Origin of the sequence: Streptomyces sp. NPDC002870, assembly GCF_042888505.1 — a bacterium.
GTDB lineage: Bacteria > Actinomycetota > Actinomycetes > Streptomycetales > Streptomycetaceae > Streptomyces.
Genome location: NZ_JBIAPW010000013.1, coordinates 43,788 through 69,775 on the forward strand (window position 1 = coordinate 43,788; position 25,988 = coordinate 69,775).

Here is a 25,988-nt window from a genome sequence, read left to right on the forward strand (position 1 = left end):
CGCTCCGCCTAGTCCGGGCGCTCCGCCTCGGCGCGCCAGGACGCCAGCACCCCCTCGATCACCGCCGCCACCCGCCTCCGTGCCTCGTGGCGGGCGACCCCGGCCATCAGCAGGGTGTCGTACTCCGTATCGAGATGCCGTACGGACGCCCGCACCGCGGCCGTCACCGCACCCACCTCCATGGAGCGGCCGGCCGCGGTGCGGCCCACCCGGCCGCTGCCGCGCACCGAGGCGTGCGCCGCGACGTCCTGGGCGCGGGCGGACGGACAGCCGGGGAACAGCCGCAGTATCTCGGCGGCGAGGGCGGCGGTGAACCGTACGTCCTCGGCCGTCCTGCGCGCCGCGTCCCTCTCACGGCGGCGCGCCCGCGCATCCGCGTCCGCCAGGCACGCCGACTCGGCCCGGGCCAGCGCCGCCTCCTCGACGAGCAGCCCCTGACGTTCGTACCGCTTGCGGCGGCGGTTGCGGCGGACCACCACCGCCCACAGCGAACTCGCCTCGCGGGCACGGCGGGTGAGCGCCGCACTGCCACGGGGCAGATACACCAGGTGAGCGAGGTCCGCACAGTCCAGACAGACGGGCGCGTTGAACTCCAGCAGATGCAGCGGAAGAGGGCCCTGACGGCACTCCGCGCAGTGCCGCTGCTTCAGTGGTTCGATCACCACCAGGTCCATGCCCGGAGCGTACCCACCAGGTACGCTCCGCTCCCATGACGCTGCTGCACTGTGCCGTGCTCGACGACTACCAGGGTGTCGCGCTCTCCATGGCGGACTGGTCCACCCTCGCGCGCCAGGTCGAAGTCCGTTCGGTGCAGAGCCACTTCACCTCCGAGGACGAGGTGGCCGAAGCCGTCGGCGACTGCGAGATCCTCGTCGCGATGCGCGAACGGACCCCCTTTACCGGATCGCTGTTCGCCCGCCTGCCGCGACTCAAGCTGCTGATCACCTCCGGCATGCGCAACGCCGCCATCGACCTCGAAGCAGCGGCCAGGCACGGCGTCACCGTCTGCGGCACCGCCAGCAACTCCGAACCGCCCGTCGAGCTGACCTGGGCGCTCATCCTCGGTCTGGCCCGCCAAGTGCTGCGGGAGGGCTCGGCTTTCCACCAGAACGGCCCCTGGCAGTCCACGGTCGGCGCAGATCTGCACGGCCGCCGGCTCGCCCTCGTCGGCCTCGGCAAGATTGGCGCGAAAGTCGCCCGCGTCGGCCAGGCCTTCGGCATGGAGGTGACCGCCTGGAGCCAGAACCTCGACGACGAGCGGGCCGCCGAGCACGGAGTCGTACGCGCACACTCCCTCGGGGAGCTGCTCGAAACCGGTGACTTCGTCTCCGTACATGTGCAGCTCAGCGACCGCACCCGCGGTCTGATCGGGGCGAGCGAGCTCAAGCGGATGCGGCGCACCGCATATCTCGTCAACACCTCGCGGGCCGCGATCGTCGACCAGGCTGCGCTGGTGCGGGCGCTGCAGGACGGCTGGATCGCCGGGGCGGGCTCCGACGTCTTCGAGACCGAGCCGCTGCCCGCCGACGACCCGCTGCGCACCGCGCCGAACTTCCTCGGCCTGCCGCACCTCGGCTATGTCACCCGGCGCAACTACGAGGGGTACTTCCAGCAGGCCGTCGAGGACATCGCCGCGTATCTCGCAGGACGGCCGATGCGTACGCTCAGCGCACGCCCGGCGCAGCCGCCCCGATGAACTCCGACAGCGTCTCGCGGGCCTGCTCCGAACGCCGCGACCGGTCCGCCTCGTCGGGGGCCTCGTGCATGCAGTTCGTCACCTCGAAGGCGGACGCGGCAAGCGCAAGCGCCTGGGCGTCGTCACAGACCAACTGGACGCGGATCAGCGCCTGATGGGCCGCAGAGCGCAGCCGGTACGAGTCGATGCGCGCCTCCTCCGCGACCGCGCTGCCCGGCGATTCCCGGGCCCGGTGCCAGCGGTCGTTCTGGCCGCGACGGTAGTCGACGAGCGCGCCCGCGAAGGCGCTGTACGCGGAGATCCGCTCCTGACGGAGCTGTTCGGCGCGACTGAGGGCTGCGGTGCGCTCTGCGGCCTGCCGCTGGAAGAAGTGGGTGGCGATCGAGCCCAGCAGGGTGCCTATGACCGCGATGACGGCTGTCTCCATGGTGCGTACTCCCCAAGGCATCTGAGCAAGGCATCTGAGCAGGGATCTGATCAGGGATGTGAATAATCGTTCGAGCGTGGGCCGGAGGTCTTGCTAGCTTGATCGACGTGGCGAAACTCAATCAGATCATCGCAGTCGAGAAAGGCGTCAAGTCCAAGGCGCACCAGGACCTGACGGCGGCCCATCACGGGCTGCAGAAGCCTGCGTTGCTCGCTGGCATCTCGCGTACGTACCAGCCCAAGGACGAGGAGGGCGAGCAGCTGCCGCCCGAGTCGACCCGAGTCCAGGTCAAGGCCGAGGACGTGCTGCGCGAGACGGCGAAGACGCTGACCCGGCTGTTCGACGTGACGGCCACCAAGGACTGGGCCAACTGCACCGCCCGCGCCGATGTGACGGTGGACGGGCGCGTCCTGGTGAGCGAGGTGCCGGTGGCGTATCTCCTCTTCCTCGAGAAGCAGTTGACGGACATCAACACCTTTGTGCGCAAGCTCCCGGTGCTCGACGCCTCGGAGTCGTGGACGCAGGACCCGTCGACCGACGCATGGAAGACCGAGTCGGTACGCACTCTCCGTACGAAGAAAGTCCCCCGCAATCATGTGAAGGCCGAGGCCACCGAGAAGCACCCGGCGCAGGTCGAGGTGTACTACGAGGACATTCCGGTCGGTTACTGGACGACCGTGAAGTTCTCCGGGGCGCTCCCGGCCCGGCGGATCAACGAGCTGCTGGAGCGGGTGGAGAAGCTGCAGCAGGCTGTGAAGTTCGCCCGCGAGGAGGCGAATGGCGCGGAGGTCACCGACCAGCGGGTGGGCGACGCCGTATTTGGCTATCTGTTCGGGTAGCCTCAAAGATTCCCCGTCCGCCTTCGTGCGGACGGGGTGCGCGAGGAGCGCAAGCTGAAACTGAAGCTTGTCGTGACTGCGCGGTTCCAGTGGAGGTTCGAGTCCTCCCCGCGGCACTTTCCGTAACTACGGGCCGCGGTAGCCCAACTCGGCAGAGGCAGACCGCGATCAATCTCAGACTATTGCTCCAGACTCAGCATTCGCCGCCGATCGCCGGATCGACCGGGCCCGGGCCCTGGTGCGTCGAAATGCCGGTTCAAGTCCGGCCCGCGCAGCTCAATGTGCGGTGGTCCAAAGGCAGGACGCGGCGACATAACGACTGACTCGGGTTCTCAAGCGTGCCGGCGTGTGACATGGGCGGCATCACAGGGCTCGGGGGCCGGCTACGCCCCCGGGCCCGCTCCTGTTTACGGTCCCTTTCCGGGACGGCCCCGAATGAGACTCCGCGGCCCGCGAAGAAGCGCGCGACGAAGCGCGCGCGAAGACCTCCAGCGAGAGGTACCAAGATCGTGAGCGTACGGGAGGACCCTGCGCGTATCAGGTACCTTGGGGCGGTTTTCGCGACAGTGCGGGCGGGTGTTCGCAAGGGAACGCCGGGGTCTCGCTGGGGAGTTGGAGGGGTTCCATGTTCGGACAGATCATCGGGAGCGGTAAGCAGGGGCAGGGGCAGGGGCGTACGCGTACGGCGATGGTCCTGGTCGGGTGTCTGGCGGCGCTCGCGACGGTGCCGTCCGCCGCGAACGCCACTCCCGGCAGCGGCGTCTCTGGGACGGTGCTCGCGCAGGGCGTGTCCCAAGAGACGCTGAAGCTGAAGGCCAAGGGGCGTACCGATGTGGTGGTACGGACGATCACGGTGGCACCGGGCGGCTCCACCGGCTGGCACCACCACCCCGGGCAGCTCCTCGCCGTGGTCAAGTCCGGGACGCTGACCCGGACGCTGGACGACTGTTCCGTCGAGGTGACTCCTGCCGGTACGGCGTTCATCGAGCCCTCCGGCCCGAAGCACCGGCACATCGGGCGCAACCTGGGCAGCGAACCGGTCGTGCTGTACGTGACGTATCTGCTGCCCGCCGGCAGCCCGCTGTCCGTCGACGCGGACGCGCCGGCCTGCGCCGGAGCATGATGGACGGGTGCGACTCGAAGCGATCACCTGGGAGCGGCTGACCGAGGTCCTGGCCGACCGGGTCATGGCGGGGAAGGCCGAGGACGGCAGTCCCTGGCTGCGGGTCGGCATCGACGGGGCGCCCGCCGCGGGGACAGGTGAGCTTGCCGAGGGGGTCGCAGAGGCGCTGCGGGTGCGGGGGCGGAGCGTGCTGGTGGCCGGGACGAGTGGGTTTCTGCGGCCCGCCTCGCTTCGGTACGAGTACGGGCGCGAGGACGCCGACACGTACTACAGCGGCTGGTTCGACACCGGGGCGCTGTGGCGGGAGGTCTTCGGGCCCCTGGAGGCCGGTGGCAGCGGGCGGGTGCTGCCCGATCTTTGGGATCCCGTGACCGACCGGGCGACGCGCAGTCCGTACGTCGAACTCCCGTCCGGAGGCGTGCTGTTGCTGCACGGGCCGTTCCTGTTCGGGCACTGGTTCCCGTTCGATCTGAGCGTGCATCTTCGGCTCTCGCCGGCGGCGCTTCGGCGTCGTACGCCGGAGAGTGAGCGCTGGACACTGCCCGCGTTCGGTCGGTACGAGGACGAGGTGGGGCCGGCGGAGGCCGCCGATGTGGTCGTACGAGCCGACGATCCGCGTCACCCCGCGTGGGGCGGCCTCCGCTGAGCCTCAGGGCTGGGGGCCGCCCCGGCTCGGTCTCAACCGGGCTCTGCGGTCGGCAGCCGATCGGATTCGCCCGGGCTCTGCGGTCGGCCGCCGATCAGCGTCACCGCCTCCGCGCCCGCCCGGCAGCCCTCCGCCGCGGCCGTCGGCGCATCCGCCCCGGCCAGGCGTGCGGCGAGGAACGCGCCGGTGAAGGCGTCGCCCGCGCCCGTCGAGTCCACCGCGGCGGCCTGGACCGGTGGGACGCGCGCCGTGACCGCGCCGGACTCGGCGACCAGCGCGCCGTCCGCGCCCAGCGTGACGACCGTCAGCGGGACCAGGCGGCTGAGCTTCGCGGCCGCGTCGGCCGGGTCGGGCAGGCCGGTGAGGAGGCGGGCCTCTTCGGCGTTCGGGAAGAGCACGTCCGCGCCCGCGAACGCTGCCTGCACGCGGTCCACGCCCAGCTCCGTGATGAAGCCCGCCGAGGCCGGGTCCACGCTCACCGTGACGGCACGGGCCCGCGCCGACTCCAGGGCGAGGCGGGCCAGTTGACGGCTGGCGGGGGAGAAGAGGAGATAGCCGGAGAGGTGCAGATGGCCGACGCCGTCGAGCAGCGACGGCGACCAGTCGGCAGGGGACATACGCAGCACCGCACCGCTGTCGGTGAGGAACGTCCGCTCGGCGGTCGCGTCGACCAGCGCGATGACCGTGGCCGTCGGGGCCTCGGTGTCCGCGACGAGGAGCGGCCGTACGCTCGCGGCGCGCAGCCGCTCCTCGTGCCAGCCCGCCTCGTCGCGGCCGACCCGGCCGAGGAGACGTACGTCCGCGCAGCCCCAACGCACCGCCCAGCACGCCGCATTGGCGCCCGCCCCGCCGGGCAGGATGCGGATCCGCGCCGCCGTGTCCGTCCCCCGGACGAACGAAGTGAGATGCGGGTCCCCCCGGCCGAAGGCTGGGGGAGGCCCCTGGTGCCGGGCCACGACATCGGTGACCACATCGCCGATGACCAGCAACCCGGCGGCGGCGACCGTCACAGCGCCGCCGCGATCCGCGCCGCCAGCCGCACGTTACCTCGCACCGCCGCCACATTGGCCTCCAGTGAAGCCCCCTGTGTCCGCCGCATCAGATGGTCGAGCAGGAACGGCGTCACGGCCTGGCCGCTGATCCCGCGCTCCCGGCACTCGTCCAGCGCCTCGCCGAGTACCCGGTCGTGCAGCGCCGGGTCCAGCTGCTCCGCCTCCGGGACCGGATTCGCGACGATCAGAGCCGAATCCGGCCCGCCCAGCGCCTCCTTCGCCCGGATCACCTCCGCCACCTCCTCCGGCGTACGGACCGTCCAGTCGACCGGCTGGCCGGAGGAGGCCAGATAGAAGCCGGGGAAAAGGCCGGTGCCGTATCCGAGAACCCCGATGCCCAGCGTCTCCAGCCGCTGCAGCGTCGCCGGCACGTCAAGGACCGACTTCACGCCCGCGCACACCACCGCGATCCGGGTCTGCGCCAGCACCCGCAGATCCGCCGACTCGTCCTGCGTCTCGGTCCACTCGCGGTGCACCCCGCCGAGTCCGCCGGTCGCGAAGACCCGGATCCCGGCACGCGCCGCCAGGAAGGCCGTCGCCGACACGGTCGTCGCCCCGCTCACCCCGGCCGCCAGCGCGGGCGCGAGGTCCCGCTGCCCGAGCTTGCGTACGTCGTCGTCTCCCGCTACCCGCTCCAACTCCCGCTTGTCCAGGCCGATATGGACCTTTCCGTCGAGTATCGCGACGGTGGCGGGGACGGCGCCCCCGGACCGTACGATCGCCTCCAGCTCCTCGGCGACGGCCAGATTGCGCGGACGCGGCAGCCCGTGCGCGATGATCGTCGACTCCAGGGCCACGACGGGCCGGTGCGCGGCCAGTGCTTCTCGTACTTCCGCGGATACTTCCGTCACTTCCGTGGTCAGCAGCATGTCCCATCCCTGGCACGGGAGCGCCGCGCCCAAACCCGAACCAGAGCGCTCAGCCGCGCTGCGGCAGCCCGCAGTCGGTCCGTCCGCGCGAGGGCCGGACAGTTCCGGCCCACGGTAGGCAGGAGCGGAACGGTCAGCTGAGTGCTCTGCGTACCGCGAGTGCGGCCATCGGCAGCAGCATGCAGGCGCCGACCACGTTCAGCCAGCCGTAGCTCGCCTGCGCGACGATCAGTCCGGCGGCCGCTCCGCCGATGCCAGCCGCCGTATTCATGGTCAGGTCGGACAGGCCCTGCACGGCGGCCCGTGCGGGCTGTGGCACAGAGTCGGTGAGCAGCGTGGAGCCGGACACCAGGCCCGCCGACCAGCCGAGTCCGAGGACGAAGAGCCCGGCGGCGGTCTGCCCGTGGCTCGCCCCCGCCGTACCGGCGAGCAGCGCGGCCGTGCAGAGCAGCCCGACCGCGAGGCCGATCACCGCGAGCCGGCCGACCCGGTCCGCCAGCCAGCCCATCACCGGCGAGAACGCGTACATGCCCGCGATATGGCCGCTGATCACGAGGCCGATCAGCTCGATGCCCGCGCCGTGGTGGCTGAGTGCGACCGGAGTCATCGTCATGATCGACACCATCGCGGTGTGTGAGACGGCGACGGTGACCAGCGCAAGCCGGGCCATCGGCGACTCACGCACGGCCCGCATCCCCGCTCGCAGCGAGCGCCCCTCGGGGGAGCGGTCGGCAGGGGACAGTGCACGGGCGGTCAGCAGCGGATCGGGGCGCAGCAGGACGAAGACCATGACCCCGGAGACGAGGAACACCCCGGCCGCCCAGAAGAACGGCCCCGCGGCCGCCGGTATCCCGAGCCCGGACACGCTGCGGCCCGCGGGCGCCGCGATATTGGGGCCGAGCACCGCGCCGATCGTGGTCGCCCACACGACATTGGAGATGGCCCGGCCGCGCCGCTCGGGCTCGGCAAGGTCGGCTGCCGCGAAGCGCGCCTGGAGATTCGCCGACGAGCCCGCGCCGAAGAGGGCCATGCCCAGGAGCAGCAGCGGAAAGTTGTCCACCACCGCGGCCAGCACGACCACGCCCGCGCCCAACGCGCCGAGCAGATAGGCGAGTACGAGCCCGGGCCGCCGCCCGCGGGCCGTCATCAGCGCGGCCAGCGGTATGGACAGCAGCGCGGTCCCTGCCACGGTGGCGGTCGGCGCGAGACCGGACAGGGCCTCGGTCCCGCTCACCTGCTGCGCCAGCACGGTGGCGAGCGCGATCCCGGTCGCGACGCCGAGCCCGCCGAGGATCTGGCTGGCGATGAGCACCGCGGTGATCCGCCGCCGCAGCGCGGGCAGCTCGTCGGCCGACACCGGAGCGGGGGCGGCTGCCTTGTCGATCGACGTCACCGCGCGTCCGCCGTTCCACCGCCGGCCGCGAGACCGGCGAGACCGCCCCCGAGGGGGATCGCGAACGCGGCGGCGAGACCGGCCACGAGGGTGGCCGCGAGAGCGGTCACGAAGGCGGCAGAGCTCCCGGCCGCCGTGGTCGCGGCAGCGGCGACCGCTCCCGTAACGGTCGCGGCAGCAGCGACCGCTCCCGCAACGACCGCGGCAGGCGCATCGGATATGTCAGGCGCGTCAGGGCTGATGGTCACTGGCGCAGTGTGCCAGCCCGTACGCGCGTACGACATCGAGTACCCCTACATCCGGACCGGCGCCTCGGTGCCGGCCCCCGTCCTGCCCCCGTCAGAACAGCGGCTCCGGCAGCACCCCCTCCAGTGCCAGCAGCTTCCGCTTGGTCTCCAGGCCGCCCCCGAACCCGCCCAGCCCGCCGTCCGTCTCCACCACGCGGTGGCAGGGCACCACCACCGGCAGTGGATTGGAGCCCATCGCCGCGCCCACGGCCTGCGCGGCGCCCGGCTGGCCAACCCGGGCCGCCAGGTCGCCGTACCCGACGACCGTGCCGTACGGCACGCCGTCCGCCAGCTCCCGCAGCACCTGCCGGTTGAACCCGCCGGACAGCGACCAGTCCAGCGGCAGCTCGAACTGCCGCAGTCCGCCCGCGAAATACGCCTCCAGCTGGCGTACCGGCTCGGCCAGCAGGCCCGTAGCGTCCTGAACCGGCTCCGCGCCGAGCCGCCCCGCCAGCTGCCCGAGCGCCCTGTCCCGTATCGCCGCGTCAGCATGGAAGACCACGCTCACCAGGCCCTCCTCGGTCGCGGCGAGCAGCAGCGGCCCGATGTCCGTGCCCACGACGGTCCACTCGAAGCTCTTCATGCGAACCACCGTACGACCGGGCACTGACAGTGCCGGTTCAGTCCACCGCGTCCCGGACGACGTCCGGGTTGTTGGTGATGATGCCGTCCACCCCGAAGCCGTCCACGCGCGCCGCGCCCGCCGCGTCGTTCACGGTCCAGGTGCTGATCCACAGCCGCTTGCCGTGCGCGCCCTTGAGCCGGTGCACCGCGGCCACGTACTCGGCCGAGATGGAGGTGTGCGTCGGGTTGATCTGGTCGGTGAACGCCGCGTACGACGGCAGATCGGCCACCGCGGGGGTACCGAGGAAGCCCGTCGTGATGTCGGGCCGCTGCTGGTGCACGGCCTTCACGGTGTCCGCGCCGAAGCTCTGGATGACCAGCTTGTGCTTGACGTGGTGGCGATCGAGCCAGCCCTCCTCGTGCAGCACCCGCAGGGTGTCCTTCTCGATGCCCGGGTAGAGCTCCGGCTTCTTGATCTCCAGGAGCAACTTCTGGCCGTTGTCGTCGACCCGGTTCAGATACTGCTTGAGCGTCGGCACTCGCGCACCCGCCCACTTCGGGCCGAACCAGCTGCCCGCGTCCAGCGTGGCGATCTCGGCGGCCGTGAAGTCCTTGATCTTCCACGGCGCGCGCCCGGGGAAGCGCTGCTCCACGTCGGTGGTCCGCGCCAGGGAGTCGTCGTGGACGACGACCAGCTCGCCGTCCTTGGTGCGCTGAACGTCGTTCTCGACCCAGGCGAAGCCCATGCCGACGGCGAGATCGATGGCCGCGAGAGTGTTCTCGGGCGCGTACGCGGAGGCGCCACGGTGGGCGATCACAAGGGGGACACAGTGTCGGCCTGCGGTCTGGGCCGTGGTCTCGGCGGCCTCTGCGGTCTCGGCCGCGGGGCCCGGAAGCAGCAGTGCGCTGACTCCCAGGACGGCGGCGGCCGTTGCTGCGGCGGGTCGTGCGTACACCTGGACTCCTCACGGGGTCGGGTCGCGGACGGGCCGAGGGTGGCAGTTGACGGCCAACGAGGAACAGGCGAAGTATGGCCAGAACGTGAACGGATCCGCCCGGAGCGCATCACGTGTCGGTTTCTGTGTCGATAAATCTCCGTTCAATTGTTTGCTTACCGTGGCGAGAGCCCTACTCTCGCCCCCGGACCAGACGTTCCGTCAGGGATCGCGGGGATCACAAGGAGCGAAGGGCTTACCGGCATGCAGGGGACTGTCGACGGATTCAGCTACGGCCTCGTCACACCCGTGGCGGCCTACTTGATGGCGTGCCTAGGCGGGGCCCTCGGCCTCCGCTGCACCACCAGGTCCATCCGCAACGGGGGCTCCTTCAAGCCGGGCTGGCTCGCCCTGGGCGCGACCGCGATCGGCTCGGGCATCTGGACGATGCACTTCATCGCGATGATGGGGTTCACCGTCGCCGAGGCCCCCATCGGCTACGACGGACCGACGACCTTCGCCAGCCTGGCGGTCGCCATCGTCATGGTGGGCATCGGGATCTTCATCGTCGGATACCGCGGCGCGACCCCCATGGCCCTGGTCACCGGCGGGACGATCACCGGCCTCGGCGTGGCCTCCATGCACTACCTCGGCATGGCCGGGATGCGACTGCAGGGACGCCTCGAGTACGACACCCTGACCGTCGCCCTCTCCGTGGTCATCGCTGTCGTGGCCGCCACCTCGGCCCTCTGGGCGGCCGTATCGGTCCACGGCTTCCTGGCGAGCCTCGGGGCGAGCCTGGTGATGGGCATCGCCGTGAGCGGCATGCACTACACCGGGATGGCGGCGGTCAGCGTCCATCTGCACGGGGCGGCCGGCCCGGCCGGCACCGGCGACTCCGCCGCCACCCTGCTCGCGCCCATGCTGATCGGCCCGGTGGTCTTCCTGCTCCTCGCCGCAGTGGTGGTGATGTTCGACCCGCTGCTCGTCATGGGCGATCCGGACGGACGGCGGACCGCCCAGGGGGTGCCCGCCCGCCCCGGAGTGCCGGCGCAGCGCGCCGGGCAGCGGCAGGGACAGCCCGCGGGCTGGGCCGCCGACCGGTCCCCTCGCCGGGGCTCGCCGCGGTCCGGCGACTGGTGAGTGCCTGAGGCCACAGCGGATCGCCCCCGGTTGTCAGTGGTGGGTCGTACGGTGGATCCATGCGGCCCGTTTCCAAGATCGAACGCACGGTGGCGCCCTTCGAGGTCGTCAGTCCCTACCAGCCCAGCGGCGACCAGCCGACGGCCATCGCCGACCTGGAGCGGCGCATCCGCGCAGGTGAGAAGGATGTCGTCCTGCTGGGTGCGACCGGCACCGGCAAGTCGGCGACCACCGCCTGGATGATCGAGAAGCTTCAGCGCCCCACCTTGGTGATGGCGCCGAACAAGACCCTGGCCGCCCAGCTGGCGAACGAGTTCCGCGAGCTCCTGCCGAACAACGCGGTGGAGTACTTCGTCTCGTACTACGACTACTACCAGCCCGAGGCGTACGTCCCGCAGTCGGACACCTACATCGAGAAGGACTCCTCGATCAACGAAGAGGTCGAGCGGCTGCGCCACTCCGCGACGAACTCCCTGCTCACCCGCCGTGATGTGATCGTGGTCGCCTCCGTCTCGTGCATCTACGGCCTCGGCACCCCGCAGGAGTACGTCGACCGGATGGTGCCCCTCAAGGTCGGCGAGGAGATCGACCGCGACCAGCTGCTGCGCCGCTTCGTCGACATCCAGTACACGCGCAACGACGTGGCCTTCGCGCGCGGCACCTTCCGGGTCCGCGGCGACACCATCGAGATCTTCCCGGTCTACGAGGAGCTCGCCGTCCGCATCGAGATGTTCGGCGACGAGATCGAGGCGCTTTCCACCCTCCACCCGCTCACCGGCGAGATCATCAGCGAGGACGATTCGCTGTACGTCTTCCCGGCGAGCCACTACGTGGCGGGTCCGGAGCGCATGGAGAAGGCGATCAACGGCATCGAGGCCGAGCTCGAGCAGCGCCTCGCCGAGCTCGACAAGCAGGGCAAGCTGCTGGAGTCCCAGCGGCTGCGCATGCGCACCACGTACGACATCGAGATGCTGCGCCAGATCGGCTCCTGCTCGGGCGTCGAGAACTACTCGATGCACTTCGACGACCGCGACCCCGGCACCGCGCCCAACACCCTCCTCGACTACTTCCCCGAGGACTTCCTCCTCGTCATCGACGAGTCGCATGTCACCGTGCCCCAGATCGGCGCTATGTACGAGGGCGACGCGTCCCGCAAGCGCACGCTGGTCGACCACGGCTTCCGGCTGCCGTCCGCGCTCGACAACCGACCGCTGAAGTGGGAGGAGTTCCAGCAGCGGATCGGCCAGACGGTCTATCTGTCGGCGACCCCGGGGAAGTACGAACTCTCCCGCGGCGACGGCTTCGTGGAGCAGATCATCCGTCCCACCGGACTGGTCGACCCGCAGGTCGTCGTCAAGCCCACCGAGGGGCAGATCGACGACCTGGTGCACGAGATCCGCCTGCGCACCGAGAAGGACGAGCGTGTCCTGGTCACCACGCTCACCAAGAAGATGTCCGAGGACCTCACCGACTACTTCCTCGAACTGGGCATCCAGGTCCGGTACCTGCACAGTGACGTCGACACCCTGCGCCGGGTCGAGCTGCTGCGCGAACTGCGCGCCGGTGAGTACGACGTGCTGGTCGGCATCAACCTGCTGCGTGAGGGACTCGACCTCCCCGAGGTGTCACTGGTGGCCATCCTCGACGCCGACAAGCAGGGTTTCCTGCGTTCCGGCACCTCGCTGATCCAGACCATCGGCCGCGCGGCGCGCAATGTCTCCGGCCAGGTCCACATGTACGCCGACTCCATCACCCCGGCGATGGCACAGGCCATCGACGAGACCAACCGCCGCCGGGAGAAGCAGGTCGCGTACAACACCGAGCGCGGCCTCGACCCGCAGCCGCTCCGTAAGAAGATCAACGACATCGTGGCGACCATCGCGCGCGAGGAGGTCGACACCGAGGAGCTGCTCGGCAGCGGCTACCGCCAGGCGAAGGCGGAGAAGCCCGGCAAGGGCGCCAAGGCACCGGTCCCGGTGCTGGGCGGCCGCGGCGGCAGGACGGGCGAGGTGCTCACCGACCGGCCCGCGGCCGAACTGGCCGGGATCATCGAGGAGATGACCGACCGGATGCGCGCCGCCGCCGCCGACCTGCAGTTCGAGATCGCCGCACGGCTGCGTGACGAGGTGAGCGAGCTGAAGAAGGAGCTGCGCCAGATGAAGGAGGCGGGCCTCGCCTGAGCCCCGCACACCTGGTGTGTTTCAAGACCGACACAAAAACGGGCCAATTCTGCTGCGCCGTTCGAGCTACTGCGTAGGGTTTCAGTCCAACCGCCCAGACAGGCGGCCGAGGGGAACGTTCTGAGAGGGGACAGCGCGTGAGCGTCAACTTGTCCAAGGGACAGGGCATCAGCCTGCAGAAGGCCGACGGGGGCGAACTGAGTGCGGTGCGGATGGGCCTGGGCTGGCAGGCGGCCCCTCGCCGTGGACTGTTCGGGTCGCGCACCAGAGAGGTCGACCTCGACGCGTCGGCCGTGCTGTTCGCCGACAAGCAGCCGGTGGACGTGGTCTTCTTCCGCCACCTTGTCAGCGACGACGGCTCGGTCCGGCACACCGGAGACAACCTGGTCGGCGGAGCGGGCCAGGGCGGCGACGACGAGGCCATCCTCGTGGACCTCCAGCGGGTGCCGGTCCACATCGACCAGATCGTCTTCACGGTGAACTCCTTCACCGGTCAGACCTTCGCAGAGGTGCAGAACGCGTTCTGCCGCATCGTCGACGAGACCAACGGCCAGGAGCTCGCCCGCTACACGCTCACCGGCGGTGGTCAGTACACCGCTCAGATCATGGCGAAGGTGCACCGCGTGGGCGGCGGCTGGCAGATGACCGCGGTCGGCACCCCGGCCAACGGACGTACCTTCCAGGACCTGATGCCGACGATCCTGCCGCACCTGTAGGCGCGGAGCGTACGGCAGACACGCAGCTCCCGGAGGCACCAGGCCGCCGGGAGCTGCACCGCTCACCACCACCGCACAGCACTGAGGGGACAGAGCGATGACGGCCGAGCTGGTACGGGGGCAGAACCACCCCCTGCCCCACACCCGCCTGGAGATTCGGGTGTCGGCAGGCCATCCGGTCGTGGCCTGCGCCACCGGCTCCGACCCGCAGGGAGCCTTGCGGGACGAGTGGATCGCGCACCCCGGCGCACCCACGCTGCCCGGCATCGAGGTGCCTCGGCGGGCCACCGAAGCCCCCCGGTTCACCGTCGACCTGGATGCTGTGCCCGAGGCGGTGCATCAGGTCAATGTGCTGCTCGCCCTCCCCGAAGGCACCGGCGGCCCGGCCCAGTTCGGTGCCACCGCGGCTCCCTTCGTCGCCGTCATCGGCCAGGAGGACGCCGAGCTGGCGAGCTTCACCATCACCGGCCTGGACGCCGAGACCGCGCTCGTCGCGGTCGAGTTGTACCGCCGCCAAGGCGCCTGGAAGGTGCGCGCGGTGGGCCAGGGGTACGCGGGCGGGCTCGCGGAGCTGCTGGCCGACCAGGGGCTGCACAAGGCCCGTGAGACGGCCGCAGGCATCCAGGAAACGGCGGCCGGCCGCACACTACGGGCGGAGCCGGCACAGCTGCGTGCGAGCGGCGCCGACGGCGCTTACACCAGGCCGGCCATGCCGCGGCCGAATCAGACGCCCGGGCAGAATCAGACGGCGGGGCAGAGCCAGACGGCCGGACCGGACGCGACGCTTGCGCCGGACGCCACGCTTGCGCCGGGACCGGACGCGACGCTTCCGAACGGCCTTGCGGCTGCCGGCGCCCAGTCCGGCGCCGCGGGCTCCCAGCAGACACCCACGCCCGACGCCCCGCAGCCGACGGGCGGGCCGATCAACTATGCGCACCCGCGGCGCCAGTCCGTCGCGCCCCCGCCGCCGCCCCCGGCCGCCCATCCCGCCCAGCCCGGGCAGCCCGCCCGGCCCGTCGCGGGCGACGCCACCGGCTGGTCCATGGAGGAGCGGCTCTACAACCAGATCTGGGGCATGTTCGAGGACCTGGCCCGCAGCGTGGCCGCGTACCGCAGCGCCGTCGAGTTCGCCGAGACCCGGCTGGACCAGGAGCTCGACCAGGCGCTCTCCGACCCGCGCAGCCGCATAGGCGGCGCGGGGGACGCCGCCCGCGAGGCGGCCCGCGCCAAGTGCGAGCAGCTGACCGACCGGGCCCGTCAGGTCCTCGACCGAGACCTGGCCCAGCTCACCGCCGAGTCCGAGGTCGTCGAGCCCGCGCTGCCGCCCGCCTTCGCCCGCTGGGACAACCCGGCCTGGCATGCGTACCGCGTCCCGATGGAGATCCCGATGGCGCTGCGCCTGGGCGATCTCCAGCTGCCGGAGAGCCCCGAGCTGCGCATTCCGTTCCTGGTGCGGCTGCCGCTGGAGCGGGGGCTGTGGGTGGACAGCGGACGTTCCGGTTCCGAGGCGGCGATCGTGCTGGACGAGGCAGAGCTGCGCAAGCTAGCCATGGACTGCGCGGTCGCGCACGCGGCCCGGCTGCTCGCGGTCTATCCGCCGGGCGAGTTCACGGTCCATGTCATCGACCCGGCGGGCACGGCAGCCCCCTCACTCGCCCCGCTGGTCGGCTCCGGGGTCCTCGCCGGTCCGCCGGCGGCGGGCGCGCAGGGCGTGAGCGACACGCTCGCGAAGCTCCTCCAGCGGGTGGATCTGGTGACGATGGCGGTCCGCGGCGGCGCGGCCGACTCGCTCCCGCCCGACCTGGACACCGCGGAGCAGCTGCTGATCGTCAACGACTTCCCGCACGGTTTCGACGACCGCGCGGTCACCCAGCTGCGCTACCTCGCCGACGAGGGCCCGGCGGTCGGCGTCCATCTGCTGATGGTGGCGGACCGCGAGGACGCGAGCGCGTACGGACCGGTACTCGACCCGCTCTGGTGCTCGCTGCTGCGCATCACCCCGGTCCCGGACGACCATCTGGCCGACCCGTGGGTCCGGCACGCCTGGACGTACGAGCCGCTCACGGTGCCGCAGGGCAGCGCCGTGTTGCGCCAGGTGCTGGACCAGGTGGCCGCGGCCCGTCGTTCCTGGCGTCGCTGAACGTCGCTCCCGGCGTCGCTGACCTGCGCACTTGAAGCCCGCTTACCAAGCCCTTTACCTTCCCTTGGGGATTCCTGTACGCTCCTTTGAGCGGAGGGGAGTACTCCCGGCTGCGGCGTTCCCGTCAGTACGGACCGATACCGGTCCCGGGGCGCCGGCCCGTGGCGGCAGAGCCGTTCGGGCGGAGGAGACCTCCGGCAGCGACGACGCTGATCAGTAGCCGTACGACGCCGGAGGCGCAGTGGACGTTTCATGGACCATGTGGGTGCTGACCATTCTTGGTCTGAGTGCCCTGATTGCTGTCGACTTCTTCATCGGGCGCAAGCCCCATGACGTGTCGATCAAGGAAGCCGGAATCTGGACCGTCGTCTGGATCGTCCTGGCCGCTCTCTTCGGCCTCGGCCTGCTCGTATTCGGCGAGAGCCAGGCATCGGGAGAGTTCTTCGCGGGCTTCATCACCGAGAAGTCGCTGAGCGTCGACAATCTCTTCGTCTTCGTCCTGATCATGGCGAAGTTCGCGGTGCCGTCCCACCTCCAGCAGCGGGTGCTGCTCGTCGGCGTGCTGATCGCTCTCGTCCTGCGCGCCATCTTCATCGCCGCCGGCGCCGCGATCATCGCCAGCTTCTCGTGGGTCTTCTACATCTTCGGCGCGTTCCTGATCTACACCGCCTGGAAGCTCATCCAGGAGGCGCGCTCCGACGAGGAGGAAGAGGAGTTCGAGGAGAACCGCCTCCTGAAGTCCATCGAGAACCGCTTCGGCGTCGCTGACAAGTACCACGGCACCAAGCTCTTCATACGCAACAACGGCAAGCGCGTCCTGACCCCGCTGATGGTGGTCATGCTCGCCATCGGCACCACCGATGTGCTCTTCGCGCTGGACTCCATCCCCGCGATCTTCGGCCTGACGCAGGACCCGTACATCGTCTTCACCGCGAACGCCTTCGCGCTGATGGGCCTGCGTCAGCTGTACTTCCTCATCGGCGGACTGCTGAGGAAGCTGGTCCACCTCAGCTACGGCCTGTCGGTGATCCTCGGCTTCATCGGCGTCAAGCTGGTGCTGCACGCACTGCACGAGAGCGGGGTGCACGTCCCCGAGATCTCGATTCCGTTCTCGCTGGCGGTCATCTGTGGCGTGCTGATCGTCACCACGATCACCAGCCTGATCGCCTCGAAGAAGAAGGCGGAGCGCGAAGCGGCCGAGGCGGCAGAGGAGGCCGGGAAGGCCGGGAACGCGGAGAAGGACAGCGTGGAGGCCTGACGTTCAGGTCCGGACGTTCATGTCCTGAGGTTCGTTCCGACCCTCGTACGGCACAGTGCTCTCAGCACCGGGGCCGCCTTTGGGCGGACAGCCGGGCTCCGTCATGATCGGGAGCATGGCCGGGCAGTGTCAGCGAGGCATCGGATTGTGCCGGGCCCGAATCGGCAAGGACGTGACACCCATGCGCGTACAGGAAGAGGGGCGGCCGCCCGCCCCCGCTCTGCGGCTCGACCGGGCCGCAGAGCCGCCGCAGGGCGCCGTTCTGCTGCTGCACGGCGGTACTGCCGACGCCCTGGAGCCACCGACGCAGTGGAACCTGCCCGGCATCCGGATGCGCCCTTTCGCCCGGGCGATCGCGCGCGCCACGGTCGACCACGATGTGGTGCTCGGCAGAGTCAGCTACCGCCACCGCGGCTGGAACGGCGTGCGCGCCGACGCGGCAAGCGACGCGCTGCGCGCCCTGGACGAACTGGCGTTCCTCACCGGGCCGGTCCCGGTCGTCCTGGTCGGCCACTCGATGGGCGGCCGGGCCGCCCTGCGGGCCGCGAGCCACCCCCTCGTGGAGGCCGTGGTCGGCCTCGCTCCGTGGTGCCCGGCGGGAGAGCCCGTGGCTCATCTGGAGGGCAAGCGCATCGTCCTGGTGCACGGCGACCGCGACCGGGTGACCGACCCGCGCGGCTCCTGGGAGCTGGCGGCCGCGGCACGCGCCGCCGGCGCCGAATCCTGCGCGCTGCGGATGCCCGGCGGCGACCACGCCATGCTCCGCCGCGCCGGCGTCTGGCACGCCCTCGCTGCCCGTCTGGTCACCGGACTCCTGCGGCTGGGACCGCTGCCGTCGGCGGTGGCGGACAGCTTCGACGACTTCGACAGGTTCGGCGACTTCGGGCCGAGCGACGTCCCGTCGGCGGACGGCAGTTGAGGCGGCCGCGTACGAGCGCACGGAACGCGAGCATGGAACGGGGCGCGCGGAACGAGACCCGCGTGGATTGAGACCCGCGTGGATTGAGGCGCGCGCGGAGCGAGGCGCGCAAAGAGGGCGCCGAGCGAGGCCCGCGCGGACTGAGGAGGCGGAACAAGGGCGCGCAGCGAGCGCGCTACCAGCCGCGCTTGCGCCACTCCGGCAGATGCGGCCGCTCGTCGCCCAGCGTCGTGTCCTTGCCATGTCCCGGGTAGACCCAGGTCTCGTCCGGAAGCACGGCGAAGAGCTTCGTCTCGACGTCGTTGATCAGGCTCGCGAAGGCCTCGGGGTCCTTGCGCGTGTTGCCCACCCCGCCTGGGAAGAGGCAGTCGCCCGTGAAAACGTGCGGGGGACCGTGCGGGTCGTCATAGACCAGGGCGATCGAGCCGGGGGTGTGCCCCACGAGATGACGGGCGGTCAGTTCGACGCGGCCCACCCGGATCGTGTCCCCGTCCTCGACGGGCACGTCCGTCGGGACGGGGATGCCCTCGGCGTCGTACCGGCCGGCGTAGGTGCGGGCACCGGTCGCGCGGACGACATCGGCCAGCGCCTGCCAGTGGTCGCCATGGCGGTGGGTGGTGACGACCGACGCGATGGAGTCGTCGCCGATCAGCGTCAGCAGTGTCTCGGGTTCACTGGCCGCGTCGATCAGCAACTGCTCGTCGGTGGCCCGGCAGCGCAGCAGATAGGCGTTGTTGTCCATCGGGCCGACCGCGACCTTGGAGATCATCAGGTCCTGGAGTTCGTGCACATCCGCAGCGCCGCCGACCTTCACTACTCCGCTGTACGTCATGGGATCAGCCTATAGCGGGGGCAGCGCCGGAAGCAGGCCCCCTGAGGAGTCCAGATCCGCACCGTCGCGGCGGCCGGCGAGCCACCCGAGAAGTGCGGGGGCAGGGCCGGTGACCGTCACCGGGACGCCCCCCGTGCCGCCCGTGTGCCACTCGCCGGAGGCTTCGCCCGCGCTGCCGACCGAGCCGCCGACCGAGCCGTTGACCGAACCGCCGCCGGAGGCTTTGCCGGCCGCGACGATGCGGGTCGGCGGTACGTCCGCGCGCCCGGCGAAGCGCTGGGCGAGGAAGGTGATCTCCCGGTCGGTGAACTCCTCGGGCAGGTCTTCCAGCTCGTAGCCGATGCCCAGGTCGACGTGGTGCAGCTCGACCTCGACGAGCCGGCGGAAGGGGAGGCGGGCCGCGGCGTCCGTGATGCCGTTGCGCAGCTCGACCGTGCGGCTCCAGTCGGCGGGAGCCGCGCACGCCGACTGGAAACGGGCGGCGCTCTCTCGTACGTCGGCGAGCTGTTCGGCGAGCGGGCGGCGCGCGTCCCGCTCGATGTCGCTCTCGCGTGCCTCGGCGCTCACATACATCGGGCGGCCCTCGAGAACATTTACGAGCGCGTCAGCGTTACGGGAAAGGTGGGCCAGAACATGGCCGCGGCTCCAGCCCGGGAGCCGGGACGGTGCCGAGGCTCCGGAGTCGTCAAGACCGGCGGCTGCGGTGAGGAGCCGATCGGTGGCTTCGCGTACAGAGGCCAGGTCATGCAAGGGATCGATCATGGGGCCGACGATAGTCCCGGCACTCGATCGGGTGAAGGTGGCAGAGCCTGGCCGTAATTCGAATGCGCGTGCTATAGGCTCAGTGGAGCATCCTGGTTGCAGCAGGCATTTCTCAGCTTGGAATCCAAACGATCCGGCGGCCCCCATAGTCTGGGACGGGGGCTGTGCCCCCCGCTTCTCTCAAGAAAGGTGCGGACCGGCGTGGCCGACCGTCTCATCGTTCGTGGCGCTCGCGAGCACAATCTCAAGAACGTCTCGCTCGACCTACCGCGTGACTCCCTCATTGTGTTCACCGGGCTCTCGGGGTCGGGCAAGTCGTCCCTCGCGTTCGACACGATCTTCGCCGAGGGGCAGCGCCGGTACGTCGAGTCGCTCTCCTCGTACGCCCGGCAGTTCCTCGGTCAGATGGACAAGCCGGACGTCGACTTCATCGAGGGCCTCTCCCCGGCCGTCTCCATCGACCAGAAGTCGACCTCGCGCAACCCGCGCTCGACGGTCGGCACCATCACCGAGGTCTATGACTACCTCCGGCTGCTCTTTGCCCGCATCGGCAAGCCGCACTGCCCGGAGTGCGGCCGGCCCATCTCGCGCCAGTCGCCGCAGGCCATCGTGGACAGGGTGCTCGAGCTGCCCGAGGGCAGCCGCTTCCAGGTCCTCTCGCCCCTCGTGCGGGAGCGCAAGGGCGAGTTCGTCGACCTCTTCGCCGACCTCCAGACCAAGGGATACAGCCGCGCGCGGGTCGACGGACAGACGATCCAGCTCGCCGAGCCGCCCACGCTGAAGAAGCAGGAGAAGCACACCATCGAGGTGGTCGTCGACCGCCTCACCGTCAAGGACAGCGCAAAGCGCCGGCTGACCGACTCGGTGGAGACCGCGCTCGGGCTCTCCGGCGGCATGGTCGTCCTCGACTTCGTGGACCTGGCCGAGGACGACCCTGAGCGCGAGCGGATGTTCTCGGAGCATCTCTACTGCACGTACGACGACTTGTCCTTCGAGGAGCTGGAGCCCCGCTCCTTCTCCTTCAACTCACCGTTCGGCGCCTGCCCCGACTGCACCGGCATCGGCACGCGCATGGAGGTGGACCCCGAGCTGATCGTCCCGGACGAGGAGAGGTCCCTCGACGAGGGCGCGATCCACCCCTGGTCGCACGGTCACACCAAGGAGTACTTCGGGCGGCTGATCGGCGGTCTCGCCCAGGCGATCGGCTTCTCCACCGACATGTCTTGGGCCGGGCTGCCGCAGCGTGCCAAGAAGGCCCTGCTCTATGGCCACAAGACCCAGGTCGAGGTGCGCTACCGCAACAGATACGGACGCGAGCGGGCGTACACCACGCCCGCCTTCGAAGGGGCGGTCCAGTTCGTCAAGCGGCGGCACAGCGAGGCCGAGAGCGACTCCAGCAGGGAGCGCTTCGAGGGCTATATGCGCGAGGTGCCCTGCCCGACCTGTGAGGGCACCCGGCTGAAGCCGATCGTCCTCGCGGTCACGGTGATGGAGAAGTCCATCGCCGACGTCGCCGCGATGTCGATCAGCGACTGCGCGGACTTCCTCGGCGAGCTGCGACTGAACGCCCGCGACAAGAAGATCGCCGAGCGGGTGCTCAAGGAGGTCAACGAACGGCTGAAGTTCCTGGTCGACGTGGGTCTCGACTACCTCTCGCTGAACCGCGCGGCGGGCACGCTCTCCGGCGGCGAGGCCCAGCGCATCCGGCTCGCCACCCAGATCGGCTCCGGCCTCGTCGGAGTGTTGTACGTACTGGACGAGCCGTCCATCGGGCTGCACCAGCGCGACAACCACCGGCTCATCGAGACCCTGGTCCGGCTCCGCGACATGGGCAACACGCTCATCGTCGTCGAGCACGACGAGGACACCATCAAGGTGGCCGACTGGGTGGTCGACATCGGCCCGGGCGCCGGCGAGCACGGCGGCAGGGTCGTGCACAGCGGCTCGCTGAAGGAGCTCCTCGCCAACAAGGACTCGGTGACCGGGCAGTACCTCGCCGGTAAGCGGTCCATCCCGACGCCCGACATCCGCCGGCCCATGGACCCGACCCGTCTGCTCACGGTCCACGGCGCCCGTGAGAACAACCTGCGCGACATCGACGTCTCGTTCCCGCTGGGCGTGCTCACCGCGGTCACCGGCGTCTCGGGCTCCGGCAAGTCGACCCTGGTCAACGACATCCTCTACACCCACCTCGCCCGCGAGCTGAACGGCGCCAAGTCGGTGCCGGGCCGCCACACCCGGGTCGACGGCGACGACCTCGTCGACAAGGTGGTGCATGTCGACCAGTCGCCCATCGGCCGTACGCCGCGCTCCAACCCGGCGACGTACACCGGCGTCTTCGACCATGTCCGCAGGCTCTTCGCGGAGACGATGGAGGCCAAGGTCCGGGGCTACCTGCCCGGCCGGTTCTCCTTCAACGTCAAGGGCGGCCGCTGTGAGAACTGCTCGGGCGACGGCACCATCAAGATCGAGATGAACTTCCTGCCGGATGTGTACGTCCCGTGCGAGGTCTGCCACGGAGCGCGCTACAACCGGGAGACCCTGGAGGTCCACTACAAGGGCAAGTCCATCGCCGAGGTGCTGGACATGCCGATCGAGGAGGCGCTGGACTTCTTCGGGGCCGTCCCGACGATCGCCCGTCATCTGAAGACCCTCCACGAGGTGGGCCTGGGATATGTGCGGCTCGGCCAGTCCGCGCCGACGCTCTCGGGCGGCGAGGCCCAGCGCGTGAAGCTGGCCTCGGAGCTCCAGAAGCGCTCCACCGGCCGCACGGTCTACGTCCTGGACGAGCCGACGACCGGTCTGCACTTCGAGGACATCAGCAAGCTGATCAACGTGCTGTCCGGCCTGGTCGACAAGGGCAACACGGTCATCGTGATCGAGCACAACATGGACGTCATCAAGACCGCGGACTGGGTCGTCGACATGGGCCCGGAGGGTGGCAACGGCGGCGGACTGGTCATCGCCGAGGGCAGCCCGGAGCAGGTCGCGGGAGTGCCGACCAGCCACACCGGCAAGTTCCTGCGCGACATCCTGGACGCCGAGCGGATCAGCGACGCGGTGGTGCCGGCGGCGCGCAAGGCACCGAAGAAGGCCGCGGCCAGGAAGACCGCCGCGGCGAAGAACGCGGTCGCCGCGAAGGCGGCGCCGGTGAAGAAGACGGCCACGGCCAGGACCGCCCGGGCCCGCAAGGCCTGACGCCGGTCACCGTCGTGTCCTCAATCTCCCGCAGACTTCGTCCGGGGGGAGACCCCCAACGGGCTGGAAATTCCAGCCCGTTGGGCGATTGAGGGCGAACCGGCTGCCGGACGGCCCCGGCTTCTTCCGCAGCCGTCAGCCGTCAGCCGTCAGCCGTTCAGCTCCGACGCGTACGGCGGCTCCGCGCCCGTGCGGGAGCAGGTCACCGCGGCCGCCCGGGACGCGAAGTGCAGCACCTCGTGCCACCCCTCCGCGCCCAGACCGGCCAGGGCGTTCGCCGACAGGGCGGCGCGGGCCGCGAGGCCGTGCAGCAGGGCCGCGTTCACCGTGTCTCCCGCGCCGATCGTGTCCGCGACGGTCACCGCCGTGGCCGGGACCGAGACCTCAAGCCCGCCCCGCGTCCGCACCGACAGCCCAGCCGCACCCCGCGTCAGCACCACCGCCGCGGGCCCCTCCGGCACGCCGCCGAGCCAACGGGCGTCGTCCTCCGACAGCTTCAGCAGCGACACATACGGCAGCCAGCCGGCGAAGCGCGCCCGGTAGGCGTCCGCGTCCGGGATCAGACCGGCCCTTATGTTCGGGTCGAGCAGCGTGAAGATCCCGCGCCCCGCTTCCCGTCGCAGCAGCGCTTCGTACGCAGTCGCGCCCGGCTCCAGCACCAGCGAGCAGGTCCCGAAGGCCAGTGCCCGTACGGAATCCGGCAGTTGGGGCGGCAGCTCGAAAAGCCGGTCGGCGCTGCCCTGCACATAGAAGCGGTACCCGGCGGAGCCGTCCGCGCCGATGCTCGCTACCGCCAGCGTCGTCGGCTCGGGCCCGCGCTGGACGAGGGACGTCCCCACCCCTGCCCTGTGCAGCCCGGCCAGCAGCGCCTCGCCGAAGCCGTCCGTCGAAACCCGGGAGCAGAAGCCGACCGTCGCGCCGAGCCGGCCGAGCGCGACAGCCGTGTTGTACGGACCGCCGCCGAGCCGCGGCAGCAGCATCGGCAGCGGGTCGCCGACCTGCTGCGGGACCAGGTCGATCAAGGACTCTCCGGCGACGACGATCACGGCGAGAACGTAACCCATCGCCTCCGGGGGCGACAGGGAGCCCGCCAGGAGGGCCGCCGATCTCCGCCGGTATCGTCGGGTCTGTCACCGACGCCCTGATCAGTGGAGTTTCCATGTCCGGCCAGCCAGCCGCCCGCCGTACCGTGCTGAAAGGCGCTGCCCTCGCCGGGGCAGCCGGGCTGGGGGTCGCGGCCTGCTCCACCGAGTCGAAGCTCGGCCACGCCGAGAACCCCACCCCCACCGCGCCCGTCGATCTCGGCGCGGCCGACGCCGTCCCGGTGGGTGGCGCCAGGCTCTACCGCGAGCAGCGCCTGATCGTGAGCTGCCCGGCAAAGGGCCAGTACAAGGCATTCAGTGCGCAGTGCACCCACGCGGGTTGCGTCCTCGACAAGGTCGAGGGCACCGAAGGCAACTGTCCCTGCCACGGAAGCCGCTTCGACGTCACGACCGGCAAGGCGCTCCAGGGCCCGGCGACCGTGCCGCTCCCCGAGGTCCCGGTCAAGGCGGAGGGCGGCAAGCTCGTCGCCGGTCCGGAGGCGTAAGCCACAAGCTGGTCGCCGGCCCGGAGCCGTAGACCACAGAGGCGAGCGTCAGTCCCAGTCCCAGTCGATCCCCAGCACCCCCGGCCGTACGCCCTGCTCCACCAGGTGGACCGTGCGGTGCCGCCCGCTCAGCGTCAGATCCGTCCTGGCGCCGCGCGGCGCTCCGGTCGTGGCCTGCGCGAACCGCCGGCACCGCAGCGGCAGCGCACCCTCGTCGAAGTGCACCTGCAGGACGTACTGCCCGCCCGCGAAGCTGAAGCCGCGGACGTACTCCTCGCTCGGCCCGCCGGTTCCGTCCTCGAAGCCATAGCCGAAGAGGTACGTCTCACCCGCGCGCAGCCGGGCGTCGAAGAGCAGCTCGGCGATCAGCACCCTGGTCTCCCGGTGCCACCGCACCCGTCCCACGCGGCAGTTCTCCAGCGCGCTGACCTCCACCCGCGCGGGATCGCAGCCCGGATCGCCGTGGTGGATGGCCAGATAGCGGTCGACGCCGTCGCGGTGGGCGCGTACGACATGCGCCGAATCGCGCCCCAGCAGCTCGCGCCCCGCTCCGATCCGTACACGCTCGTGGTGGCCCACTGTGTGCAGCCCGCCGTCCGCCGGCGACTCCAGATCGGCAAGCAGCTGCTCCACCGCGCCGGAGGCCTCCACCAGTGACCGGTAGGAGCGCGTCGCGGGGGGCTCGACATCACTTCGCGCGCCGCCTTCGCCCACGTCGAGCAGCCGGATCAGCGAGTTCCCGGGCAGTTCGAGTACGTCCTCCAGAGCACGCACGGCGCGCAGCGACTCGGGGCGCTGCGGGCGGCGCGCGCCCTGCTGCCAGTAGCTGAGGCTGGTCACGCCCACCTTTATCCCGCGGTGCGCGAGATGGTGCTGGACGCGCTGGAGCGGCAGCCCGCGCACCGCGAGGGCGGCGCGCAGCGCCAGATGGAACGGGCCGGTGTGCAGCACCTGTGCCAGATCGGCCTCGGTGTGCCCCATGGTTCCTCCAGCGACTTGCGGGAATTGAGTTCACGACAGGGGCGAGCCGCTGTGGGTGGGCGGCGACCGGCGTCCAGGTGGAGCGGGACGGAGGTGTTCACATCCCGGCCGCAGTGTTCACAGCGCCGTGTCACCCCGCATTGAAGCGTGTTGCCCCGTCTCCGACAAGGACTGATGCTGATCCGCAGCTGTTCACTCTGCCCCTGTCGACGGCCACCGTCGCGCCGACCGACGACCAGACCGACTGGTCCGACTCGTCAGCCCTCGGTTCGGGCCGGAGCCCCGAGCAGGGTCGGAGCCCCGAGCAGGCCGGAGCCCCGACGAGTGCCGGAGCCGCGACGAGTGCCGGAGCCCGACAATGGCCGGCACCCAAGGGCCGGCACCCCGGCGAGGGCCGGACCCGGCCCGTACTGTCACTGCCCGCCAGTAGGCTGGTCGAC

General features: G+C 70.7%; 24 protein-coding genes. 12 read left to right on the forward strand and 12 right to left on the reverse strand.

The window, feature by feature from the left end; all coding sequences use genetic code 11:
• Nucleotides 1–8: 8 nt before the first annotated feature.
• Nucleotides 9–674 carry a DUF2293 domain-containing protein gene (locus ACFYWY_RS18170; protein ID WP_389187075.1) on the reverse strand — a complete coding sequence of 222 codons (666 nt, stop codon included), beginning with the start codon at nucleotides 672–674 and terminating at the stop codon, nucleotides 9–11.
• Between the two features lie 35 nt (nucleotides 675–709).
• On the opposite strand from ACFYWY_RS18170, the gene ACFYWY_RS18175 reads away from it, so the two are divergent.
• Nucleotides 710–1,696 carry a D-2-hydroxyacid dehydrogenase family protein gene (locus tag ACFYWY_RS18175; RefSeq protein WP_389187078.1) on the forward strand — a complete coding sequence of 329 codons (987 nt, stop codon included), beginning with the start codon at nucleotides 710–712 and terminating at the stop codon, nucleotides 1,694–1,696.
• On the opposite strand, the gene ACFYWY_RS18180 is transcribed toward ACFYWY_RS18175, so the two are convergent.
• Nucleotides 1,665–2,123 (reverse strand): hypothetical protein, encoded by a 459-nt coding sequence (locus tag ACFYWY_RS18180; RefSeq protein ID WP_389187081.1) that lies wholly within the window; start codon nucleotides 2,121–2,123, stop codon nucleotides 1,665–1,667. The two genes, ACFYWY_RS18175 and ACFYWY_RS18180, sit on opposite strands and share 32 nt — an antisense overlap.
• Before the next feature lie 107 nt (nucleotides 2,124–2,230).
• Between ACFYWY_RS18180 and ACFYWY_RS18185 the strand changes: the two genes are divergently transcribed.
• The 3 genes from ACFYWY_RS18185 to ACFYWY_RS18195 all read left to right on the forward strand — a co-directional run bounded on the left by ACFYWY_RS18185 (nucleotide 2,231) and on the right by ACFYWY_RS18195 (nucleotide 4,731).
• On the forward strand, nucleotides 2,231–2,962 hold the full coding sequence (locus ACFYWY_RS18185; RefSeq protein WP_389187084.1) for a hypothetical protein: 732 nt from the start codon (nucleotides 2,231–2,233) through the stop codon (nucleotides 2,960–2,962).
• Between the two features lie 688 nt (nucleotides 2,963–3,650).
• Nucleotides 3,651–4,085 (forward strand): cupin domain-containing protein, encoded by a 435-nt coding sequence (locus tag ACFYWY_RS18190; RefSeq protein WP_389187479.1) that lies wholly within the window; start codon nucleotides 3,651–3,653, stop codon nucleotides 4,083–4,085.
• Between the two features lie 7 nt (nucleotides 4,086–4,092).
• Nucleotides 4,093–4,731: a uridine kinase gene (locus ACFYWY_RS18195; RefSeq protein ID WP_389187086.1), complete on the forward strand. Its 639-nt coding sequence runs from the start codon at nucleotides 4,093–4,095 to the stop codon at nucleotides 4,729–4,731.
• Nucleotides 4,732–4,763: 32 nt separating this feature from the next.
• Here the strand turns inward: ACFYWY_RS18195 and ACFYWY_RS18200 are convergent, their stop codons facing one another.
• The 6 genes from ACFYWY_RS18200 to ACFYWY_RS18225 form a co-directional block, all read right to left on the reverse strand.
• Nucleotides 4,764–5,741: a carbohydrate kinase family protein gene (locus tag ACFYWY_RS18200; protein WP_389187088.1), complete on the reverse strand. Its 978-nt coding sequence runs from the start codon at nucleotides 5,739–5,741 to the stop codon at nucleotides 4,764–4,766.
• Nucleotides 5,738–6,652 (reverse strand): pseudouridine-5'-phosphate glycosidase, encoded by a 915-nt coding sequence (locus ACFYWY_RS18205; RefSeq protein ID WP_389187091.1) that lies wholly within the window; start codon nucleotides 6,650–6,652, stop codon nucleotides 5,738–5,740. Before ACFYWY_RS18205 ends, ACFYWY_RS18200 begins: the two co-directional genes overlap by 4 nt.
• Nucleotides 6,653–6,785: 133 nt before the next feature.
• On the reverse strand, nucleotides 6,786–8,045 hold the full coding sequence (locus tag ACFYWY_RS18210; RefSeq protein WP_389187094.1) for an MFS transporter: 1,260 nt from the start codon (nucleotides 8,043–8,045) through the stop codon (nucleotides 6,786–6,788).
• The gene (locus tag ACFYWY_RS18215) at nucleotides 8,042–8,293 is read right to left on the reverse strand and encodes a hypothetical protein (protein WP_389187097.1); all 252 of its coding nucleotides are present in this window, start codon (nucleotides 8,291–8,293) and stop codon (nucleotides 8,042–8,044) included. The genes ACFYWY_RS18210 and ACFYWY_RS18215 overlap by 4 nt, the downstream gene beginning before the upstream one ends.
• 91 nt (nucleotides 8,294–8,384) lie before the next feature.
• Nucleotides 8,385–8,915 (reverse strand): methylated-DNA--[protein]-cysteine S-methyltransferase, encoded by a 531-nt coding sequence (locus tag ACFYWY_RS18220; protein WP_389187099.1) that lies wholly within the window; start codon nucleotides 8,913–8,915, stop codon nucleotides 8,385–8,387.
• 37 nt (nucleotides 8,916–8,952) lie between these two features.
• Nucleotides 8,953–9,852: a glycerophosphodiester phosphodiesterase gene (locus tag ACFYWY_RS18225; RefSeq protein WP_389187101.1), complete on the reverse strand. Its 900-nt coding sequence runs from the start codon at nucleotides 9,850–9,852 to the stop codon at nucleotides 8,953–8,955.
• Between the two features lie 243 nt (nucleotides 9,853–10,095).
• On the opposite strand from ACFYWY_RS18225, the gene ACFYWY_RS18230 reads away from it, so the two are divergent.
• From ACFYWY_RS18230 to ACFYWY_RS18255, 6 genes are all read left to right on the forward strand, one after another.
• Entirely contained in the window at nucleotides 10,096–10,974 is an 879-nt protein-coding gene (locus ACFYWY_RS18230) for an MHYT domain-containing protein (protein ID WP_389187104.1), read from the forward strand.
• A gap of 59 nt (nucleotides 10,975–11,033) precedes the next feature.
• Entirely contained in the window at nucleotides 11,034–13,154 is a 2,121-nt protein-coding gene (gene uvrB / locus ACFYWY_RS18235) for an excinuclease ABC subunit UvrB (RefSeq protein WP_389187107.1), read from the forward strand.
• Between the two features lie 137 nt (nucleotides 13,155–13,291).
• Nucleotides 13,292–13,870, forward strand: coding sequence for a TerD family protein (locus ACFYWY_RS18240; RefSeq protein ID WP_389187110.1), 579 nt, complete (start codon nucleotides 13,292–13,294; stop codon nucleotides 13,868–13,870).
• A 97-nt stretch (nucleotides 13,871–13,967) separates the two neighbouring features.
• On the forward strand, nucleotides 13,968–16,010 hold the full coding sequence (locus ACFYWY_RS18245) for a TerD family protein (protein ID WP_389187113.1): 2,043 nt from the start codon (nucleotides 13,968–13,970) through the stop codon (nucleotides 16,008–16,010).
• A gap of 241 nt (nucleotides 16,011–16,251) precedes the next feature.
• Nucleotides 16,252–17,268, forward strand: coding sequence for a TerC/Alx family metal homeostasis membrane protein (locus ACFYWY_RS18250; RefSeq protein ID WP_389187117.1), 1,017 nt, complete (start codon nucleotides 16,252–16,254; stop codon nucleotides 17,266–17,268).
• Nucleotides 17,269–17,449: 181 nt separating this feature from the next.
• Nucleotides 17,450–18,187: an alpha/beta hydrolase gene (locus ACFYWY_RS18255; RefSeq protein ID WP_389187120.1), complete on the forward strand. Its 738-nt coding sequence runs from the start codon at nucleotides 17,450–17,452 to the stop codon at nucleotides 18,185–18,187.
• Between the two features lie 175 nt (nucleotides 18,188–18,362).
• Here ACFYWY_RS18255 and ACFYWY_RS18260 read toward each other — a convergent pair whose 3' ends face one another.
• Nucleotides 18,363–19,019, reverse strand: a complete 657-nt coding sequence (locus ACFYWY_RS18260) for an MBL fold metallo-hydrolase (protein WP_389187123.1) — start codon at nucleotides 19,017–19,019, stop codon at nucleotides 18,363–18,365.
• Between the two features lie 9 nt (nucleotides 19,020–19,028).
• A complete protein-coding gene (locus ACFYWY_RS18265; protein WP_389187126.1) occupies nucleotides 19,029–19,781 on the reverse strand; it encodes a maleylpyruvate isomerase family mycothiol-dependent enzyme in 753 nt (250 codons plus the stop codon).
• Nucleotides 19,782–19,982: 201 nt separating this feature from the next.
• On the opposite strand from ACFYWY_RS18265, the gene uvrA reads away from it, so the two are divergent.
• The gene (gene uvrA, locus ACFYWY_RS18270) at nucleotides 19,983–22,979 is read left to right on the forward strand and encodes an excinuclease ABC subunit UvrA (RefSeq protein ID WP_389187129.1); all 2,997 of its coding nucleotides are present in this window, start codon (nucleotides 19,983–19,985) and stop codon (nucleotides 22,977–22,979) included.
• 149 nt (nucleotides 22,980–23,128) lie between these two features.
• Here uvrA and ACFYWY_RS18275 read toward each other — a convergent pair whose 3' ends face one another.
• Nucleotides 23,129–24,025 (reverse strand): carbohydrate kinase, encoded by an 897-nt coding sequence (locus ACFYWY_RS18275; RefSeq protein ID WP_389187482.1) that lies wholly within the window; start codon nucleotides 24,023–24,025, stop codon nucleotides 23,129–23,131.
• Between the two features lie 113 nt (nucleotides 24,026–24,138).
• Between ACFYWY_RS18275 and ACFYWY_RS18280 the strand changes: the two genes are divergently transcribed.
• Nucleotides 24,139–24,567: a Rieske (2Fe-2S) protein gene (locus ACFYWY_RS18280; protein WP_389187132.1), complete on the forward strand. Its 429-nt coding sequence runs from the start codon at nucleotides 24,139–24,141 to the stop codon at nucleotides 24,565–24,567.
• Between the two features lie 48 nt (nucleotides 24,568–24,615).
• Here ACFYWY_RS18280 and ACFYWY_RS18285 read toward each other — a convergent pair whose 3' ends face one another.
• Nucleotides 24,616–25,548: a hypothetical protein gene (locus ACFYWY_RS18285; protein ID WP_389187135.1), complete on the reverse strand. Its 933-nt coding sequence runs from the start codon at nucleotides 25,546–25,548 to the stop codon at nucleotides 24,616–24,618.
• Nucleotides 25,549–25,988 lie beyond the last annotated feature (440 nt).